At 53.8% G+C, this 18,810-nt stretch carries 22 protein-coding genes; 5 read left to right on the top strand and 17 right to left on the bottom strand.

The features are described from left to right. Positions 1–15: 15 nt before the first annotated feature. On the top strand, positions 16–414 hold the full coding sequence (locus tag DZC79_RS14215) for a DUF3574 domain-containing protein (RefSeq protein WP_118952257.1): 399 nt from the start codon (positions 16–18) through the stop codon (positions 412–414). A gap of 97 nt (positions 415–511) precedes the next feature. Here DZC79_RS14215 and DZC79_RS14210 read toward each other — a convergent pair whose 3' ends face one another. Further along, a complete protein-coding gene (locus tag DZC79_RS14210; protein WP_232831835.1) occupies positions 512–1,093 on the bottom strand; it encodes an inorganic diphosphatase in 582 nt (193 codons plus the stop codon). Between the two features lie 189 nt (positions 1,094–1,282). Beyond that, positions 1,283–1,879: a L,D-transpeptidase family protein gene (locus tag DZC79_RS14205; protein ID WP_118952256.1), complete on the bottom strand. Its 597-nt coding sequence runs from the start codon at positions 1,877–1,879 to the stop codon at positions 1,283–1,285. 23 nt (positions 1,880–1,902) lie between these two features. Between DZC79_RS14205 and DZC79_RS14200 the strand changes: the two genes are divergently transcribed. The 3 genes from DZC79_RS14200 (at position 1,903) to DZC79_RS14190 (ending at position 5,743) form a co-directional block, all read left to right on the top strand. Continuing rightward, entirely contained in the window at positions 1,903–3,321 is a 1,419-nt protein-coding gene (locus tag DZC79_RS14200; RefSeq protein ID WP_118952255.1) for an FAD-binding oxidoreductase, read from the top strand. Positions 3,322–3,371: 50 nt separating this feature from the next. Continuing rightward, positions 3,372–4,061: a hypothetical protein gene (locus DZC79_RS14195; protein WP_118952254.1), complete on the top strand. Its 690-nt coding sequence runs from the start codon at positions 3,372–3,374 to the stop codon at positions 4,059–4,061. A 113-nt stretch (positions 4,062–4,174) separates the two neighbouring features. After that, positions 4,175–5,743, top strand: a complete 1,569-nt coding sequence (locus DZC79_RS14190) for a sodium:solute symporter (protein ID WP_118952253.1) — start codon at positions 4,175–4,177, stop codon at positions 5,741–5,743. Positions 5,744–5,798: 55 nt separating this feature from the next. On the opposite strand, the gene DZC79_RS14185 is transcribed toward DZC79_RS14190, so the two are convergent. Continuing rightward, entirely contained in the window at positions 5,799–6,101 is a 303-nt protein-coding gene (locus DZC79_RS14185; protein WP_232831834.1) for an ATP-dependent Clp protease adaptor ClpS, read from the bottom strand. Positions 6,102–6,169: 68 nt separating this feature from the next. Between DZC79_RS14185 and DZC79_RS14180 the strand changes: the two genes are divergently transcribed. Then, entirely contained in the window at positions 6,170–6,763 is a 594-nt protein-coding gene (locus tag DZC79_RS14180) for an RNA methyltransferase (RefSeq protein ID WP_232831833.1), read from the top strand. 93 nt (positions 6,764–6,856) lie between these two features. Here the strand turns inward: DZC79_RS14180 and DZC79_RS14175 are convergent, their stop codons facing one another. The 14 genes from DZC79_RS14175 to trpD all read right to left on the bottom strand — a co-directional run bounded on the left by DZC79_RS14175 (position 6,857) and on the right by trpD (position 18,807). Then, positions 6,857–7,309, bottom strand: coding sequence for a protein-disulfide reductase DsbD domain-containing protein (locus tag DZC79_RS14175; RefSeq protein WP_118952251.1), 453 nt, complete (start codon positions 7,307–7,309; stop codon positions 6,857–6,859). Between the two features lie 147 nt (positions 7,310–7,456). Beyond that, complete coding sequence (gene secG / locus DZC79_RS14170) at positions 7,457–7,777, bottom strand: preprotein translocase subunit SecG (protein WP_118952250.1); 321 nt, start codon at positions 7,775–7,777, stop codon at positions 7,457–7,459. Positions 7,778–7,780: 3 nt separating this feature from the next. After that, positions 7,781–8,590 carry a hypothetical protein gene (locus tag DZC79_RS14165; protein WP_118952249.1) on the bottom strand — a complete coding sequence of 270 codons (810 nt, stop codon included), beginning with the start codon at positions 8,588–8,590 and terminating at the stop codon, positions 7,781–7,783. A 36-nt stretch (positions 8,591–8,626) separates the two neighbouring features. Continuing rightward, a complete protein-coding gene (locus DZC79_RS14160) occupies positions 8,627–9,145 on the bottom strand; it encodes an LptE family protein (RefSeq protein WP_118952248.1) in 519 nt (172 codons plus the stop codon). A 59-nt stretch (positions 9,146–9,204) separates the two neighbouring features. Beyond that, on the bottom strand, positions 9,205–10,194 hold the full coding sequence (locus DZC79_RS14155; protein WP_118952247.1) for a chorismate synthase: 990 nt from the start codon (positions 10,192–10,194) through the stop codon (positions 9,205–9,207). A 9-nt stretch (positions 10,195–10,203) separates the two neighbouring features. Further along, a complete protein-coding gene (aroA, locus tag DZC79_RS14150; protein ID WP_118952246.1) occupies positions 10,204–11,490 on the bottom strand; it encodes a 3-phosphoshikimate 1-carboxyvinyltransferase in 1,287 nt (428 codons plus the stop codon). Further along, a complete protein-coding gene (gene aroB, locus DZC79_RS14145) occupies positions 11,491–12,507 on the bottom strand; it encodes a 3-dehydroquinate synthase (protein WP_118952245.1) in 1,017 nt (338 codons plus the stop codon). A gap of 91 nt (positions 12,508–12,598) precedes the next feature. Then, a complete protein-coding gene (locus tag DZC79_RS14140) occupies positions 12,599–13,180 on the bottom strand; it encodes a hypothetical protein (RefSeq protein ID WP_157977151.1) in 582 nt (193 codons plus the stop codon). Continuing rightward, the gene (locus tag DZC79_RS14135; protein ID WP_118952243.1) at positions 13,173–14,264 is read right to left on the bottom strand and encodes a chorismate mutase; all 1,092 of its coding nucleotides are present in this window, start codon (positions 14,262–14,264) and stop codon (positions 13,173–13,175) included. Before DZC79_RS14135 ends, DZC79_RS14140 begins: the two co-directional genes overlap by 8 nt. A 127-nt stretch (positions 14,265–14,391) precedes the next feature. Next, positions 14,392–15,165 carry a tryptophan synthase subunit alpha gene (trpA, locus tag DZC79_RS14130; RefSeq protein ID WP_118952242.1) on the bottom strand — a complete coding sequence of 258 codons (774 nt, stop codon included), beginning with the start codon at positions 15,163–15,165 and terminating at the stop codon, positions 14,392–14,394. Continuing rightward, positions 15,162–16,364 (bottom strand): tryptophan synthase subunit beta, encoded by a 1,203-nt coding sequence (gene trpB / locus DZC79_RS14125; RefSeq protein WP_118952241.1) that lies wholly within the window; start codon positions 16,362–16,364, stop codon positions 15,162–15,164. Before trpB ends, trpA begins: the two co-directional genes overlap by 4 nt. Then, entirely contained in the window at positions 16,361–16,987 is a 627-nt protein-coding gene (locus tag DZC79_RS14120; RefSeq protein WP_118952240.1) for a phosphoribosylanthranilate isomerase, read from the bottom strand. The genes trpB and DZC79_RS14120 overlap by 4 nt, the downstream gene beginning before the upstream one ends. Then, positions 16,984–17,769 carry an indole-3-glycerol phosphate synthase TrpC gene (gene trpC / locus DZC79_RS14115; protein ID WP_118952239.1) on the bottom strand — a complete coding sequence of 262 codons (786 nt, stop codon included), beginning with the start codon at positions 17,767–17,769 and terminating at the stop codon, positions 16,984–16,986. Before trpC ends, DZC79_RS14120 begins: the two co-directional genes overlap by 4 nt. Positions 17,770–17,772: 3 nt before the next feature. After that, positions 17,773–18,807, bottom strand: coding sequence for an anthranilate phosphoribosyltransferase (trpD, locus tag DZC79_RS14110; RefSeq protein ID WP_232831832.1), 1,035 nt, complete (start codon positions 18,805–18,807; stop codon positions 17,773–17,775). Positions 18,808–18,810: the final 3 nt, after the last annotated feature.

Genomic DNA, 18,810 nt, shown 5'->3' with positions numbered 1-18,810 from the left:
GCACATTCAAAACAAATGAAAAAGCATTTCATAAAGACCTGGCTGCTTTGCAGCATCATCGGTATTGCTTCCTGCGCCAGCTACCAGCGCAGCGATCTCTACTTCGGCAGGGATATACCCGGCGGCGGGCAGGTAAGCGACCAGGAATGGAAAGCCTTCAGCGACAGTGTGATCAGCGGCTACTTCCCCGAGGGGTATACCGAGTGGGAAGCCCGGGGCCGCTGGAAGGACACGAAGACCGGCATCACCATTACGGAACCCACCAGGGTCGTCACCTTCCTGGGAAAGCGGACTAAGCAGCGCAGCCGCAATATCGACAGCATTGCACAACGCTACCTGCGCCGTTTTCACCAGCAAAGCGTGCTTCGCACCGATAGCCGCACCGGCGTCCGCTTCCTCAGCCAGGCGCCTTAGCTATTCATCAAAAACGAACAAGCATACGGACCAGCCGTATGCTTGTGTATGTTGAATGATTACCGGAAAAGCGTGGCAGGAGCGGTGCTCCGCAACCTTACAGATCCAGTGTTGGCCTTATTTTTTCGTTGTAATCGTTTACGGCATGCTGGAAGATCTTTTTCGCCAGCTTGGCGCCCTGAAACTCCTCGATCTTCACCACCTTTTTCTCCAGCACCTTGTACTCTTCGAAGAACTGGCGTACTTCGGCCAGGAAATGGGCGGGCAACTCACCGATATCGTTGATGTGGGCTACGCTCATATCATTGGCACATACGGCGATCAGCTTATCGTCGGCTTCGCCCTGGTCAAGCATCCGCATCACGCCGATGATCTTGGCAGGAACCATGCACAGCGGCTGGATCTCGATCTGGGAAAGGATCAGGATATCCAGCGGATCGCCGTCGTCGCAATAGGTCTGGGGAATGAAGCCGTAGTTCGCAGGATAATATACGGAAGAGTACAGCACACGGTCCAGCATCAGCAGGCCGGTTTCTTTATTCAGCTCATATTTGGCACGGGAACCTTTCGGTATTTCGATGATACCGTTGACCAGGTCGCCGGAAATATCACCATAACTAACTGTATGCCAGGGATTAAATTGCATAGAGAGGGTATTCTGAGTCAATGAATCCATCATAGATTCGTACGGGATTTTTTTGAGGCTGCAAAGATAAGGGATGCGCGCAAAGGAAATGATAAAAAAGGGCAAAAAATAAACATTACCATTTTCCAGCAGGCTTCAGGCCTGCAAAAAGCAGGTCCGGCGGTGTTTTACCGGTAGCTGCTATATGAACCAGGCCTCCGTATGGGCCGGCAAAGATAAAAGTCAGGGAAGGATAAGGATGGGTGTTCCGACGGCAACGTAACGATAGAGCTCTTCGACCTCTTCGTTGGCAACCGCAATGCAGCCCCAGGTCCAGTCGTGGTACAGGTAGTCTTCTGTGCTGTAACGGGGCTGGTTAGGAAGGCCGTGGATCTTGATATCGCCCCCGGTATCGAGACCTTGCGCCCGCGCATACCGGCGATCGGCTGCATTGGGATAGGAAATGCCGAGGTTGCGGTGATAGCTGCTGGCAGCATTTTTCCCATTAATAGTGTACAGTCCTTCGGGCGTCCTGTTGTCGTTGCGCATGCGTTTCTTCCCTTCGGGAGCGGTGCCCAGGGAAATGATATAGGTCTTTACCCTGATGCCATGACGGAAAGCGGTCATTTCCCGCTTGCTTTTACAGACCACCAGGCTATCGACGGCAACCCGTAGCGCAGGCTGGCGGCCACGGAGCGCCTGCCGCTTCAGCTGCTGTACCGTTGGCTTTTCATCGGCGCCGGCAGCGCCGCAGGATAATGCCAGCAGGCAGGCCAGGACGAGGCCGCCGGGGAAAATTATTCTTTTGAATGCCTGGGAAAAAGTTGATTTTTGCAGCATATCATTTCCGGTTTCTTTATATTATGAACGCCCGCCCACACATACCTTTCAAAAAAACAGAGACGTCCGACCTGGACTTTTTCCATAAAATATTATCGCCGGCTCGCGTGCTGACCGACCGGGAGCATATCGACCGTTGTGCTTCCGACGAGACCGAAGACCTTTATTTTCCTCCCGAGGTCGTGCTGCAGCCCGAGACTACGGAAGAAGTCAGCCGCATCATGGCTTATTGCCACGAGCAGCATATTGCTGTTACGCCAAGGGGAGCAGGAACCGGCCTCAGCGGCGGCGCGCTGCCTGTTCATGGCGGGGTATGCCTGGATATGCGCCGGATGAACCGGATCATGCAGATCGATACGGAAAACTTCCTGGTGATCACCGAGCCGGGTGTGATCACCGAGGAGCTGCAAAATGCCGTGATCGGGAAAGGCCTTTTTTACCCGGTCGACCCGGCCAGCCGGGGCTCCTGCTTTATCGGCGGCAATATCGCCGAGAACAGCGGCGGCCCCAGGGCGGTAAAGTACGGTACGGCAAAAGATTATGTGCTGAACCTCGAGATCGTGTTGCCCAATGGTGAAACGATGTGGACCGGTGCCAATACGCTGAAGAATGCCACAGGATACAACCTCACACAGCTGATCGTCGGCAGCGAAGGCACCCTGGCGATAGTGACACGGATCGTACTGAAGCTGCTGCCCTACCCCACCGAAAACCTGCTGCTGCTGATCCCTTTCCATGATGCTGGCGATGCTGCCAGGGCCGTGAACCGGATCATGCTGGCGGGCTATACTCCTTCGGCGCTTGAATTTATGGAGCGGGATGCGCTTACCTGCGCGCAGCGTTACCTGAACGACAATACAATCGCCATTCCCGACGCGGTACAGGCACACTTGCTAGTAGAGGTAGATGGCAAAGACAAAGATGTTCTGTTCCGGGAAATGGAAGGCATCGCCACACTGATGGAAAGCTTCGACACCGGTGAGCTGCTCCTGGCCGAAGACAGCAGCCAGAAAGCGGCGCTATGGCGTCTGCGCCGGGTCGTGGGCGAGGCAGTGAAGAGCGGCTCTATCTACAAAGAAGAAGATACCGTAGTACCCAGGGCCTGCCTGCCCGAGCTGCTGAAAGTAGTGAAGGAAACAGGCAATAAATACGGCTTTTCCTCCGTTTGCTATGGACATGCCGGGGATGGCAACCTGCATGTAAATATTGTAAAAGGCACGCTTTCCGATGCCTTCTGGCACGACGGTTTGCCTGATGCCATAAGGGAGATCTTTACCTATGTGCATTCGGTAAAGGGCACCTTGTCGGGCGAGCATGGCATAGGCCTGGTACAGCGGCCATATATGGATATCGTGTTCAACGAAGCGCAAATGGGTATTATGCGGCAGATCAAGACCCTGTTCGACCCTACAGGCATCATGAACCCGGGAAAAGTAGTGTAGCCGAATACTGAATTGCTGTACCTTTGTACGGAATACATTCAAAATACTTTATGAAAAGGATCATATTACTGGCCTTGCTGTGCACCGGTTTTGTCACGACGCAGGCCCAGGAGATATACAACAGCAGCGGTAAGTCCGGCCAGGCAAGGTACAAGGAGAATCAGAAAAAGAAAGGGTTCGATATCAACCGTATGGTCTTCGGCGGCGGACTGGGGCTCACTTTCGGCTCCATTACCAATATCTATGTCGCTCCTTCCGTAGGCTACCGGATCACCGATAACTTCGCCGCGGGTATTACCCTGGGCTATAATTATTACCGCCAGAAGGATGCTTTCCTCTCCGACAACATCAACACTTTTGAGACCAAGTATTTCCCTTTGTCCCAATCGATCTACAGCGGCAGCGTATGGGGCAAATACATCATTATTCCCAACATCATGGTGCAAGCCGAGTTTGAGGTCAACAACCTGAGCTTCTACAACCTCGATCGCGGCTTTGTCCCCGACCGTGACGGCTGGCGCAAACCGGTAAAAGAAAGGGTAACCGTTCCCTGCCTGCTTCTGGGCGCGGGCTATCGCCAACCGATAGCAGAATACTCTTCCATCTTCATCATGGCTTTTTATGATGTGCTGCAGAACCTGCCCGGCAATACCCGTACCGATCAGTACGGTGACAAATACTCCATCAGTCCCTATGCCAACCGCGTCGACTTCAGGGTTGGCTTTACTATAGGATTTTAAGCTTATTTCATTACGGCAGAGCCCGCAGCCCCCGCTGCGGGCTTTTTTCGACCGGGTTCATTATCGCCCGTTTCCATTACATTTGCTCCTGTCAAGTATAAATTTATCAAGGAATGAATCATCAGCAGATCCTGCTTGCCATTATTCTCGCTTACTTCCTGCTGTTGCTGGGTGTGGCTTTTTATACCGCCCGGGGCAGCAATAATGAATCTTTTTTTGTCGGTAACCGTAACAGCAAATGGTGGCTGGTAGCCTTCGGTATGATCGGCACCTCACTTTCGGGCATGACCTTTATCAGCGTTCCCGGAACAGTTGGCTCCGGTGGCTTCGGCTATTTCCAGGTGGTGATCGGCTATTGGCTGGGTTATTTTATTGTGGCTTATGTATTGTTACCGGTGTACTATAAGATGCAGCTGACCTCTATCTATACTTACCTGGAAAGACGGCTGGGCGTGAATGCGCACAAGACCGGCGCTTTCTTTTTCATTCTTTCGCGCACACTGGGCGCCACGCTGCGGCTGTACCTGGTGATCAAGGTGCTGGAGCTTTTCGTGCTCAAGGACCTGGGTATTTCTTTTGAAGTGACAGCGGTCGTGATCCTGGGGCTGATCCTGCTGTACACCTTCAAAGGCGGCGTGAAAACGATCGTATGGACCGATACGCTGCAAACGACCTTTATGCTGCTGGCGCTTGTTGTGAGCCTGTTTTACCTGGCCGGCAAGCTCGACCTGTCCCTGGGCCAGGCCTGGACGGCAGTATCGGGCCAGGGCATGACCAGGATCTTTACTACCGATCCCCTACCCGGCAATTTCTTCCTGAAACAGATCCTTGGCGGTGCTTTTATAACCATTGCCATGACGGGACTCGACCAGGAAATGATGCAGAAGAACATCAGCGTTTCCAACCTGAAAGATTCACAGAAGAATATGGTGGTGATGGGTACACTGCAGATGCTGGTCGTATTCATCTTCCTCTTCCTCGGCGGCGTGCTGGCCTTGTATGCATCGGCTAACGGCATTGCGGAAAAAGGAGACAATCTTTTCCCGGCCATAGCGCTGCAAAGCCAATTACCTTTTTTTATCACAGTTTGCTTCGTGATCGGCCTGATCTCCGCCTTGTTTCCCAGCGCCGACGGGGCGCTTACCGCGCTTACCTCTTCCTTCTGCATCGATATACTCGGCATGCAAAAGAAGGGGCAGCCCGGCAATACCGAAGCGGCTGAAAAGAAGCAGACCCGCACCCGCCTCATCGTGCACAATGTCTTTGCACTGATTTTCCTGGTCTGTGTGTTTTTCTTCAGGGAAGTGGACAACGGATCGCTGATCGATATCCTGCTCAAGCTCGCCGGCTTCACCTACGGGCCGCTGCTGGGCCTTTTCGCCTTCGGCATTCTAACCCGCAGGAAGGTGGCGCAGCAATCGCCGCTGATCGTTTGCCTGGTTGCGCTTTTCCTTACGCTGGTGATCGATGTGATCAATAACTACCAATGGTACGCCCCCAAGATCGGCTTGTCTGAAGAAAGCAGGCTGGGTCTGCAGCGGCTGTCGGAAGGCATTTTCGGGCAGTACAAGATCGGCGTGGAGCTGCTGATCGTCAATGCGGGCATTACCTTTTTGCTGCTGCTCGCCGCGTCCCGGCGTACACAGGAGACGCTGGTCCGTTCCCGGGCAGCAGTTGCCTGAGCAGGAAAGAAAAAGAGAAGCATTAAAAAAGACGCGGTGGCTGCCGCGTCTTTTTTCAATTATCTATAGTAGAGTTGATCCCCCGGTCGATCATGGCTTCGCACATGGGTCTCAGGGTTTCGAAGTCACCCCGTTTTACCGCATATTTCCCCTGGTAATGGATAAGCAGCGCACACTGCTCCGCTTGTTCCTGCGTATGGGAACAGATATCCATCAACGATTCGATCACCCAGTCGAAAGTGTTCACCTCATCATTCCAAAGGATGAGGTGATGTAATTGCGCATCCAACACATCGGTATCGAATTCTTCCTGTTTCCAGGGATTGAATTCCGACATTGTTTTTTGATACGGTTCCATAATAGCAGTCTTTTACGTGGTTGTAAATTGCCTTTTGCGGTTTTACTGCTACAAAATTAGGAAACAATATGTTTACCGGACAACATTTCTTTTCTTTGCAGCCTATGGAATTACCGGCTTTTGTAAAAAAGAGCATGGAGGAGCTGAACCGGGCCGAAGCGGGGGCCTTACCCTTCAGCTCCCGCTTCCCGGTGCAGGTCGTGCTCGACGACGTGCGCAGCATGCATAATGTAGGTTCGGTCTTTCGCAGCAGCGATGCCTTTCATGTACAAAGCATTGTCCTTTGCGGTTATACGCCGCGCCCGCCGCACCGCGACATTCATAAAACGGCTCTGGGTGCTACGGAAACGGTACCCTGGACTTTCGAGGAGGATGTTTCGGCTGCGCTTGGCCGCCTGAAAGCCGAAGGGTACCGCATATGGGCCGTGGAACAGGTGCACAACAGCATGCCGCTGCAGGATATCGCTTTCGGTCCCGGAGAGAAAATAGCACTGGTCTTCGGCAATGAGGTCGACGGCGTCAGCGATACCGCGCTTGCCCTTTGCGACGGAGGAATCGAAATTCCGCAATGGGGTACCAAGCACTCCCTGAATATATCTGTAGCGGTGGGTATTGTCCTGTGGGAAATGACCAGGAGGAGATTAGGGACGGAAAGGCCTTAGTGAAATTCCGGGTTTCAAATCTTCATTTCCAACTAACAAAAACGGCCAGCAATTGCTGACCGTTCCTGCATTGTGCTGTTTTCTGTTTCGGCATTAATTTACCGGTACCACAAAATTCTCTATCGCAGGCGGCAGGCACATTTTATCGTTGCAGGTCTGATACTGTACCGCACCTTTGATCTTGTCGCCATGTTTTCCTTTGAAATCACGGAAAAAAACAATGCTTTTTTCATGCCAGCGAATAGCGCCGTCAATAAAATCTAATTTCTGTGTCTTCGGCTGCGCATTTTCCTTCCAGTCGCCTACCCAGCCGCCCTGCACGGCTTCGGCCGTGAAGCTTGTGGGGATGAGGGAGCCGTCGCCACCGGGGTCCTGCGCCCAGATATGATAGCCATTATCGAGCGTTGCTTTGGCTTCGAAACGGTAAAGGTCGTTTTCTATTTTTTTCACGGAGAACTGCCAATGAACCGGGCTGGGAGTCGATTGCGCCTTTGCGGCAAAAGAGATCAGGACCAGCGCAGCCAATACCGATAAGATCAATTTCATATGTTTTTTGTTTACGCAATTTTTTTTGGAATTGCAGCTATAACTATAGACGACATTAGACGCCTGAACCCGGGGGTCGTTTAACGCGGGAACGGAAAAACCCGCCTGGAACAAGCGGGTTTCGTCCTGAAATATAATGTCTGTAGCTTATTTGGCAGGGGCTTGCTGACCTTCGCCTTGCTGCTGGCCCTGTTGCTGCTGTTGGGTCTTCTGCTGCTCCTTCGCAGCCTTAGCGGGGCTGATGATATCGAGAGAGAATACGGTAGCGATGCACAGCACGGCAATGATCGTCATGGTATACCAGGTACCTTTTTCCATCACATCTCCCGATTGCTTCACACCCATCACCTGCGTTCCGAGGCTGCCGAATGTGCCGGAAAGACCGCCGCCCTTGGGTTTCTGAACCAGTACAAAAAAGCCGAGCACCACACAGGCCAGGATGATCACGATAATTAATAAACTCGTCATTGTTTATATATCTTTTTGTAAATTTTCAATTTTGGCAGCAAAATAAGCATTTTTTTCAGGATTCTGCAAACTTAATTTCTGGTACATTTCAATCGCCTTTCCTTTCTTACCCTGCTTCACATAAACTTCTGCCAGCGATTCGCTTATCAGCTCTTCTTTCCGGGAAATAGAGTTCACCGCCATCTCGAATACCTGCTCGGGTATCTCCTCATTCTCTTCTTCGATGGCTGCCGCCAGCTTTTGCTGCTGCCACATCGTCTTCAGCGCCTTCTGTTCGGCTTCCTCTTCTTTTGCTTTCTGATTTTTGGAGCTGATATGTTTCAACCATTCAGCAAAACTCATAACTACCATTAATGATTTTTCTTTTTCTTCTTCGTTTTCGGAGGCAGGGGATTCCAGGGGCGTCAATACCTCTTTCAGCTCCGGCAGGTCGCCGGATACATGGATACCCTGCTGTAAAAAATAATCTTCGGCAGATACCGGCTGCATCAAGAACTCATCACCAGCCTTCGCTGCTGTAGTGCCCTCAGCAGGCGGTTCTGCTTCTGCCGGCAGCTGTACGGGCCCTGCTTCCGGCAAAGGATAAGCCGTAGTTTCCTTCAGCAAACCGGCCAGCAGCACAGGGTTCACCGGGTGCAACTGCTGCAGCGCAGCTAAATCCCCCGGCACCTGCAAGGTACCCATCCATTTAAGGTAATGGGCCGGGGCAAAGTAGGGATACTCCTTAACCAGCTGCACCAGCGCTTTGGACGCCACTTCCTGCAGCTGATGCGGCTCCCCGAGCCATGCCGATATTCTTTCTGTAGTGATCAATATACTTTTCTTTTTACTTGTTTTGCCACCACCGGATCACCAGTTCACAAACGCCTTATTGAAAATATCGTCAGCGATCTGGTTGCCGATATCTTCGATCGCCGCACTTTCTACCGACTGTAGCTGCTGCCGCGCGTCAAAGTCGAAAAAGCGGCTGAAAGACTGCTTGAAGCTGGCTTTCTCATCGAGCCGGTTCTTGAAGTCGACCTCGACCGTTATGGTCAATCGGTTCTGGGCGGCCTGTGGCACGCCGTTACCGGTGGTCTGTGTACCGGAAAGCCCTACCGAGTAGCCGGTGATCGTCCCTTTAAGATCGTAATCTGCATTTTCTGTGTTGACGGATGCCAGGCCCGTCTGCGAAAGGATACGGTTCCTGAGCTTGTCCGTCAGCGTTGTACTGAGCGTAGGCGCTACATTGAGCGCCCGGTTCTCCAGGGTTCGCAGGTTGATTGTCTTGCCGCTGATGCTGGCGCCGCTGAGGCTATAACAGCCACTGAGCCAAGGCAACATGCAAATGCCGGCGCAACACAGCAACCACAAACGGAAATGCTTCATAAGGACGCAAAATTAAGGCTAATTCTTCAATAAAGGCCCGGCCGGCCGGAAGCCTTATACTACACAGGGCAGAGCGACCGGCTGATGAGCAGCAGATCGGCCAGCACCAGCGCTGTCATGGCTTCGACGATCACGGGCGCCCTTAAGGCAACGCAGAGATCATGCCGGCCTTTGACAGAGAAGGCCTCCTGCGCACCGGTTTCCCAATTCAGCGATTGCTGCATTTTCGGCGTAGAGGCAGTCGGCTTTATGGCAATGCGGAATACAAGCGGGTTGCCGTTGGCAATACCGCCGACAATACCCCCGGCATGGTTGGTCCTGGTTTTACCGCTGTTATCCTCAAGGGCATCATTGTGCTCGCTGCCCATCATTACCGCTGCGCGGAACCCCGCGCCGAATTCTACGCCTTTTACCGCGGGAATGGCAAACATAGCATGGGCGATCAACGACTCCACGCTGTCCCAGAAAGGCTCTCCGAGGCCTGCCGGCAAACCCTCTACCCGGCAGCTGATCAATCCGCCCACACTGTCTTTGGCATCGATCGCTTTCTGAAGACCTTTCTCAATATCGGCCTCGCCGCCTACTTCTGTAAGCAAGGCATTAATGGTAATGCCCTGCAATATTTTTTTGGCGACCACGCCTGCCGCAACAATACCGACCGTGAGCCTTGCGCTGAAATGCCCGCTGCCGCGATAATCTTCAAAGCCGCCGTATTTATAATGCGCTACCCAGTCGGCATGACCGGGACGCGGTATGGCGCGCTGCTTTTCATAGTCTGCGCTGCGGACGTTGTTGTTCTCAAAAAAAACGGTCAATGGCGCACCGGTAGTATGTCCGTTGAATACGCCGCTCTTCAGCAACGGATAGTCATCCTCCTTACGCGGTGTCGTCCCCTTTTGCAGACCGCCCTTACGGCGTTCCAGGTCGGGCAGAAAATCGGCTTCCGTTAAGGCGATCCCCGGCAATACGCCGTCGATGCTGACACCCACGCCCGGGCCATGCGATTCACCGAACAAGGTAACCCTGAAAAGTCTTCCGAATGAATTCATACCATTTTTTTAAGCGGGTAAACAGGCAACAGGTTGTTCCGTGATCAGGGAAAGATCTTCCCAGAAGGCCGGATAAGATTTTTCCACGGCTTCGGCATCCTGTATGGTAACCGGGCCTTCCGCCCTTAAAGCAGCCACGGCAAAGGCCATAGCGATGCGGTGATCGTGGTGCGATTGTACGGTAGCCGACACCATGGGCTGTCCGCCTGCAATCAGCATTTTATCGTCTTGTAAGGTGATTATGATGCCCAGCTTCTGTCCTTCCTGCTGCAGGCTGAGCGCCCGGTTACTTTCTTTGTGCTCCAGGCGGTGCACACCTTCCAGCACGGTAGTTCCCTTGCAGCAGGCTGCCAGTGCTACGAGCGGCGGGAAGAGGTCGGGGCATTCTGTAGCATCAAAATGAAAAGCATTCAGGGCCTGCCGCGTTACCTCGATCTGGTCGGCTTGTATCGACAGCCGGCAGCCGCAGTCCTGGAGCGCTTCCAGCACCTTCTTATCTGCCTGCTCCGAAAAAACATCAAGCCCTTTTACGACAATATTGCCGGCTAGGGCACCGGCAACCAGAAGAAAAGCCCCGTTGCTCCAGTCGCCTTCTACCGTATAGGATAAGGGCGCCGGCGCCGGAAGCGGCGCCGCTGCGGGGAAATGAAAGCGTTCATAGCCGTCCTGTACCGGCAACTGCATACCGAAATCCGACATCACTTTCAGGGTAAGTTCGATATAGGGCTTGCTTTTCAGCTGGTCGACCGTTATGGTGGCGCCCTCATGTTCCGAGGCAGAGAAGGCCATCAGCAGGCCGGTAAGAATTTGAGAGGTCAGCGAGCCGTCGATGGTAATATCTACCGGCTGCAAAGGGCCTGTAATGCGGATGGGTAAAGCATCTCCGGTGAGCGCTACGTCAACACCCAAGCCGGTCAGCACCGTTTTCAGAAAAGCCACCGGCCTCGTGCGCAGGCTACCACTCCCGGTAAGCTCCGTTGTGCCGTCTGCCATCGCGGCGATAGCGCTGAACATACGCAGGGAAAGCCCACTCTCCCCGCAATCCAGCACAGCGCCTGCAGGAAGCTTCGCCGGAGCATCGATGCGTAGCTTTTGCCCGTCGAGGTAAGTCACGATAGCCCCGAGGGCCTGTATGATGCGTAAAGCAGCCTGGTCATCATCGGAACGGCCATAGTTGCAGATCGTGGTTTGCCCGCCACGGAGCAAGGCTGCCGCACAGGCACGCTGCATCACGCTTTTGGATGCCGGCGCGGTAAGTATCCCTTTAACCGGGGAAGGATGAACAAGTACCTGCATTTATGAATTCAAATAAGTTCTGATCTCGTCAATGGATAAAGGTTGTACTACAGCCGATCCGATGGCATCAAGCAGCACATAACTGATCTTCTCTCCCGCCTTCTTCTTATCGGCCATCATGTAATGCAGCGCCTGCCGGCTGTCGAAGGCGAACTGCACCGGCAGCTGGTATCTTTCAAGAAGCGTGGTCAGCCGCTCTGTCTCCTTAAAGCCGGTGCAGGCTTCCGATATTTTTGCGGCAAAAGCCATACCGATGCTGATCGCCTGCCCATGGGACAACTCGTAGTTGTTCTCTATCGCATGTCCCAGGGTATGACCGAAGTTCAGCAGCTTGCGGTCGCCGTTCTCCCATTCATCCTCCCTTACTACGTTCGCTTTGAGCAACGCATTTCTATGGATGAGATCGGCCAGCAGCGCTTTGTCTTTCCGGAAATCGGCCAGGGTATGCTGCTCCAGCAGGGCAAACATCCCGGCATCTTTGATCGCCGCATGCTTGATCACTTCGGCAAATCCGCCGATCCATTCTTCTTCGGGCAGGGTATCCAGCAAAGTATAATCGTAAAGAATAAATTCCGGTTGCCGTACGAGGCCCATCATGTTCTTGTATTCCCCGATATCGAGGCCGTTCTTCCCCCCGATAGCGGCATCAATCATACCCAGCACCGAGGTCGGAACGAAGCCGCAGCGAATGCCTCTTTTATAGATGCCGGCCACGAAGCCTGCAATATCGGTAACCACACCGCCGCCGACGCCGATAAGGGTCGCATCGCGACCGGCATCCAGCGCAATCAGCTGCCGGATCACATCGTCCAGCGTGTCTAGACTTTTGGAACGCTCCCCGGCAGGTATGGTAATGGCCTGCCAGGGCTTAAATACCTGCTGGCAATGCAGCATCAGGTTCTCGTCGGTAAGAATAAAGCTGTTGTTCGTTGGCGCCAGCGCTTTCAGCCTGTCCAGCGAAGCGTCAAAGTAAAAGGCCGTGCTGGCAGAAGTGTAGGCTATAGTTTCCTGTAACATTTTTTCGGGTTTGGGAAGGATTATACAAATATCCGGATAAAAAAATAAGCAGCGACCGTAGCAGCCGGCTTTGCCGAAAAATCATTTCGTCTTATAAGTGATTGACCAGGTAATGCCCGGTAAGAATGATGCCATAGATCCAGCAATTGTACAGCATTGTGTAGAACAAACCGAATAGCACGCTGCGCCAGAAATTGCCGCGGCATACTGGCCCCCTTCGGAAGACAAGCCGCAAAGCCCGGAAATAAATCCAATAAAGCATCGCCGCAAAGACAAGAATCAGCATCCAAAGCACATTGCCCAGTATCCATATCAATACTGCGGCCGCGATGCCTGCTACCAGCCAAACCAGGATGCCTTCTCCATCGGGACTGCAGCCATCACCGACATCAATGTCAGGAACCCAGTCTACCAGCTTGAACCGGTCAATTACCCGACCCATATCATCTTTCAGCTTGACCCCGCGATAAAGCCCCGAGACCAGGAACAGGAGGAAGAAGAAGGAAAGTACAGAAACCGACAACAGGGAGTTGACGAATAATGTACGGTGACTGCCCAAGCCCAGCAGCCATACGGCCACGACTGTGGTAACGGCAACAAAAACGGAGCTGAGGAACAGCGGCTTTGTGTAAAGCCATCTGCGTTGTATGGGCTTGAGACCAGGGCTATTCATGAGCATTCATGATGGCGTCCTGGTGCTTGATGCTTTCCATATGAATGGCATCATAGTACTGGGTAATAAATTCCTTGCTCAGCCCCGCCCTTTCGCCGTTCCGGCAAACCCGTTCCAGGATCTGGTTCCAGCGCTCGGTCTGCAGGATCGTAATGTTATGCTCTTTTTTATACTCCCCTATCTGCTCCGAGATTTTCATCCGGTCGTGCAGCAGGCGCAGCAGCTCGTCGTCCAGGCGGTCGATCTGGCTGCGCAGCTTTTGCAGGTGCAGGTGCTGCTCTTCGGAAAGCACTTCTTCCTTACGCCATACGATGCCGTCCAGCATTTGTGTCAGCCGCTCCGGCGTGATCTGCTGGCTGGCATCGCTCCAGGCCTGGTCGGGATCACGATGGCTTTCAATAATAAGGCCGTCATAATCGAGATCGATAGCGTTCTGCATCACTTCCTGCAACAGGTGGCGGTTGCCGCAAATATGCGAAGGGTCGATGAGAAAAGGCAAGGCGGGAAAGCGCCGCTTCATTTCGATCGCGAGCTGCCACATGGGTGCATTCCTGAAGTCGGTCTGACCATAAGCAGAGAAGCCGCGGTGGATAAGCGCAACCTGCGTGATACCTGCTTTCATCACCCTTTCCAGGGCGCCGGTCCACAGCTCCATATCCGGGTTTACCGGGTTTTTGATGAGCACGGGCAAAGCCAATCCTTTAAGCGCATCGGCGACTTCCTGTACACTGAAAGGGTTTGCTGTCGTACGGGCGCCGATCCATACAAAGTCGGCTTCATGACGCAACGCGTCTTCTAATTGCCGGGCGGTTGCCACTTCTACACCGAAAGGCAGACCGGTAGCTGCCGCCGCCTTTTGCAGCCAGGGCAGTCCCTGCACTCCCACACCTTCAAAGTTGCCGGGGCGGGTACGGGGCTTCCATATGCCGGCCCGAAGGGCGTGCACTTTTCCTGTTGCTTTAAGACGCAGCGCCGTCTCCATTACCTGTTCCTCTGTTTCTGCGCTGCAAGGCCCGGCAATCACCAGCGGACGCCGTTGCAGCAGGGCCTTCATTTCCTGTTTTTCTTCCGGAAGCGTTTCCATTGTCGATAGATCAATCGTTGTGAGCGTTACTGTTCACATCAAGACCATTCAAAGATAAAGCCTTTTGCGCAGCTTATGCTGCAGCGGCCTGCCGGTCTTGATCTGTGTCAAGTAACGTCAATAGTTTTTAAAGAAAGGATTGTACAAATTCCCGGATCACCGGCTCGCCTTTAGCCGGATACTCCTGCAGCACCCTGATAAGCCCGCTTCCGACGATCGCGCCCTGCGCAAAAGCGCAGACCTGTTCAAAACCGGTTTTGTCGCGGATACCGAAGCCGGCCATTACAGGATGCTTCAGCTGCTGATCCCGGATGAAGGAAAAGTACCGGTGGGTTTCCGGATCGGAGCCGATGCTGCCGCCGGTTGTTCCGGCTGCGGTCACCATATAAATAAATCCGGTGCTACAATCGTCGATCTCCCGCAACCGCTCCTGCGACGTAAAGGGTGTTACCAGGAAGATCATGTCCAGCCCGTATGCCTCCGTGTTATGCTGCCATTCTCTCCTGTACTCTTCCAGGGGCAGGTCGGGAATGATGAGGCCATCGATGCCGCAGGCGGCGGCGTCCCTGCAGAAGCGGGATACGCCATATTGCAGCAAAGGATTCAGGTAGCCCATCAGGATCAGTGGAATACCGATCTCCTTGCGCACATCCTTCAGCTGCCGGAAGAGCTCGGCCAGGTTCATACCGTTGGCTAGCGCAACAGCGCTGCTCTCCTGGATCACAGGGCCATCGGCCAGGGGATCGGAAAAGGGTATACCGATCTCGATCATATTGGCGCCGGCGGCCTGCAACGCTTTCAATACAGGCAGGGTATCTTCCAGGCGGGGATAGCCCGCAGTACAATAAAAGGAAAGAATATCCTTTTCCTTTTGTTCAAATAAAGACCTGATACGGTTCATGGCAAATGCGTTTTAAGTGCGGCCGGCGCCTCACGGATATAAGTATCCATGTCCTTGTCTCCTCTTCCGGAAAGGCAGAGCACCACGGGGCCGGCATGGGTGAAAGATAGCTTTTCCAGCGCCGCCAGGGCATGCGCCGATTCGATAGCAGGTATGATACCCTCAAGATGCATCAGCAGGAAGACCGCCTGCAGGGCTTCTTCATCGGTTACCTGCATGAAGGTGGCGCGACCGGTCTCATGCAGGTAAGCATGTAAGGGGCCTATACCGGGGTAATCCAATCCGGCTGAGATACTATAGGGTTCCCGGATCTGGCCGTCGCTGTCCTGCATCAGTAGAGTCTTGCTGCCATGGATCACGCCGGTGCTGCCTGTGGCAATGGTAGCGGCGGTATACCCGCTATCTACGCCCTTGCCTGCGGCTTCGACGCCGATCAACTGTACCTCCTTATCATTGAGAAAATGATGGAAGGCGCCGGCAGCATTGCTACCTCCTCCCACGCAGGCAATCACGGCATGTGGGAAGGGGGTACCTTCCTGCTCCATCAGCTGCCTCCGGATCTCACCGCTGATCACGCTCTGGAAATGCGCTACCATAGCAGGATATGGATCGGGGCCAATAACGGAACCGATAACATAATGGGCATCAACCGGATGATGGATCCAATAGCGTATGGCTTCATTGGCAGCATCTTTCAGGGTTTTGCTGCCGCTGGTCACCGGCACTACCGTAGCGCCCAGCAGACGCATCTTCTCCACATTAGGCTGCTGTCTTGCCATATCCGTTTCCCCCATAAACACGGTGCATTGCATATCCATCAGGGCCGCAACGGTAGCGGTAGCCACGCCATGCTGCCCCGCCCCGGTCTCGGCCAGTATATGCCGCTTACCCATACGCTGTGCCAGCAATACCTGGCCAATGGTATTGTTGATCTTATGCGAGCCGGTATGGTTCAGGTCCTCGCGTTTCAGGTAGATCTTTGCACCATAGCGCTCCGATAGCCGGGAAGCATAATATAGCGGAGAGGGCCGGCCTACATAGTCTTTAAGCAGGCCGAAGAAGGCGGCATTAAATGCCTGGTCGTCGCGCAGGGCCAGGAACTGCTGCTTCAGGGCAACGATATTAGCCCGCAGGATCTCGGGAATATAAGCGCCTCCATAATAGCCATAGTAGCCATTTTTATCAATTGCGTAGGTCATATGCTTTTGCGTAAATCGTTAATAAATGCTTTGAGCAAGGTGATATCTTTAACACCGGCGCTGCTTTCAAAGCGGCTGTTGAGATCGATACCTGTAAAAGCCGGGTGGTGGAATGCCTTTACTTTGGCAACATCGCCGGGGCCGATACCACCGGCAAGCCAGAAGGGCAAGGGAATATCCTTATCCTGTAGCAGGCTCCAGTTGAACGTGCGCCCCGTGCCACCATGGCTGCTACCGGGCGTATCAAAGAGAAAGGCGTTGCAGCTGTGCTGATACCGCTTTAAGCGATCAAAGTTAAATTGCTCATGCATCGCAAAAGCCTTGATCACGGGACGTATGGCATTGATACGGGCACAAAACGCAGGCTGTTCAGTGCCATGCAGCTGTATAAAGCTCAACCGGAATGCTGCCGTTATTTCCCGGATATATGTTTCATCCTGGTTGACGAAGACGCCTGTCAGCCCAGGGAAAGGAGCAGCGGCGCAGCGAGCCTGCAATGCCGCATTCCGGCCTGCGTACCGCTGAGAGGAGGGATAGAAGATGAGGCCGCAGCGATTGACACCCAAGCCTGCAACGGCTTCCATATTATAGGTTCCGGTCAGTCCGCAAACTTTGATCTTCATGGCTCAAGGGATTGTACGAAGCGGGCGAAAGCCGCTGCCGGCGCTGCTTCTTTCATAAATAAGCTACCGATCAGAAAGCCTTCGTATCCTGCCTGGCGCAGCACCTTCAGGTCCGATGCGCTCCTGATACCGCTTTCAGAGATCTTTACTGCTGCTTCAGGCAGATAGGAGCAAAGGTTTGCGGCGTGCTCCAGATCGACCGTAAACGTCCTCAGGTCACGGTTATTTACACCTATTACAGTCACTTCAGGGCAGTAATGCTCCAGCTCGTCCCGGCTATGCACCTCCAGCACTACCTGCAGCTGTAGCGATACTGCAAGCTGCGACAAGCGCTGCACCTGCCTGGGTGTCAGTATCGCGGCAATAAGGAGTATCGCATCGGCGCCCATAGCCCTGGCCTCGATCACCTGGTATTCATCGATGATAAAGTCCTTGCGCAGAAGGGGGATGTCATTGCTCCGCGCCTGGCTGAAGTCGTAACTGCCGCCGCCGAAAAAATCCTGATCGGTAAGCACCGACAGCGCGCTGGCGCCATGCTGCGCATAGCCGGCGGTTACCTCGGCAACGGCGGCGGTATCGTTCAGCAGGCCTTTTACCGGAGAGCGCCGTTTGAACTCAGCAATGATGCCGGTCTTCCGCTTATCCCTGATGAAGGCATCCAGGGGCAGCACTGCCTGTTGTTCCAGGGCGATAGCTTCCAGCCTGGCAAGGGGCAGGGCTCTCTTGCGGCCGGCCACTTCCCGCTTTTTATGTTCTGCTATTGTTTCCAGTATATTGTTCATCGCTTATTGAATTTGGAGGGTCCGGTTAAAAGTGTCCAGTGCTTTTCCCGAGCACAGCGCTTCTGTAGCTGCCGCCACAGCATCGGCGAAAGAAATCGTGGGATGGAGCGTACGGATAGCCATGGCCGTATTGGCGATCACCACCTGCTCCTGGGCTGTTGTAGCCTCTCCCCGGAGCACATTCATAAAGATCGCAGCTGCCGTTCTGATCTCTTTTCCCCCGGCCAGGGCACCGGCGTCGAGCTGCGGGAAGCCAAGCGTTTCGGGCGTGACCACTTCCTGTGTCAGCGGTGTGAATATCCTTGCAGGGCCGGTGAGCGACAGCTCATCATAACCATCCAGGCTATGAATGACTTTGTATTGCACCGGGCTTTCCTGGAGCAGGTAATGGAACATACGCGCCGCTTCCAGGGTATTGACGCCCAGCAGCAGATGCGCCGGCTGTGCGGGATTAGTGAGCGGCCCCAGGAGGTTGAAGAACGTGCGGAGCCCGAGGTTTTTCCGTATCGTGGCCACACGCCGCATAGCCGGGTGGAAAAGCGGCGCATGCAGGAAGCAGATACCGCAGGCATCCAGCTGACGCCGGAGCACCGATTCATCTGCGGTAAAACGATAACCCAGGTATTCCATCACATTGGAAGAGCCGCTAACCGAAGTGGCGCCGTAATTGCCATGCTTGATCACACGATAGCCACAGGCTGCTACCACAAAGGAAGTCAGGGTGGAGATATTGAAGGTATGCTTGCCGTCGCCGCCGGTACCGACAATGTCTATCGCATCGGTAGCAGGCAAACCGGGCTGCACCACCTGTTCCAGCAGCGCATCCCTGAAGCCGGAAAGCTCATCGGGTGTGAGCGGACGCATCATAAAGGCAGCGATAAAAGCTGTCATCTGGCTTTCGTTGACCATGCCGCCGGTAATGCCCAGCAGCACTTCCCTGGCTTCGGTATAAGAAAGGGTTTCATAGCTACTCAGGCGATCCAGCACCTTTTTCATCAGGTAAGGCAAGGCGCCATCGGGCGGGGATAAGGTATTCATGAG

Source organism: Taibaiella helva (assembly GCF_003545695.1).
Taxonomy (GTDB): domain Bacteria; phylum Bacteroidota; class Bacteroidia; order Chitinophagales; family Chitinophagaceae; genus Taibaiella; species Taibaiella helva.
The sequence above is the reverse complement of the archived record's forward strand: the minus strand, read 5'-3'. Positions and strand labels throughout refer to the sequence as shown.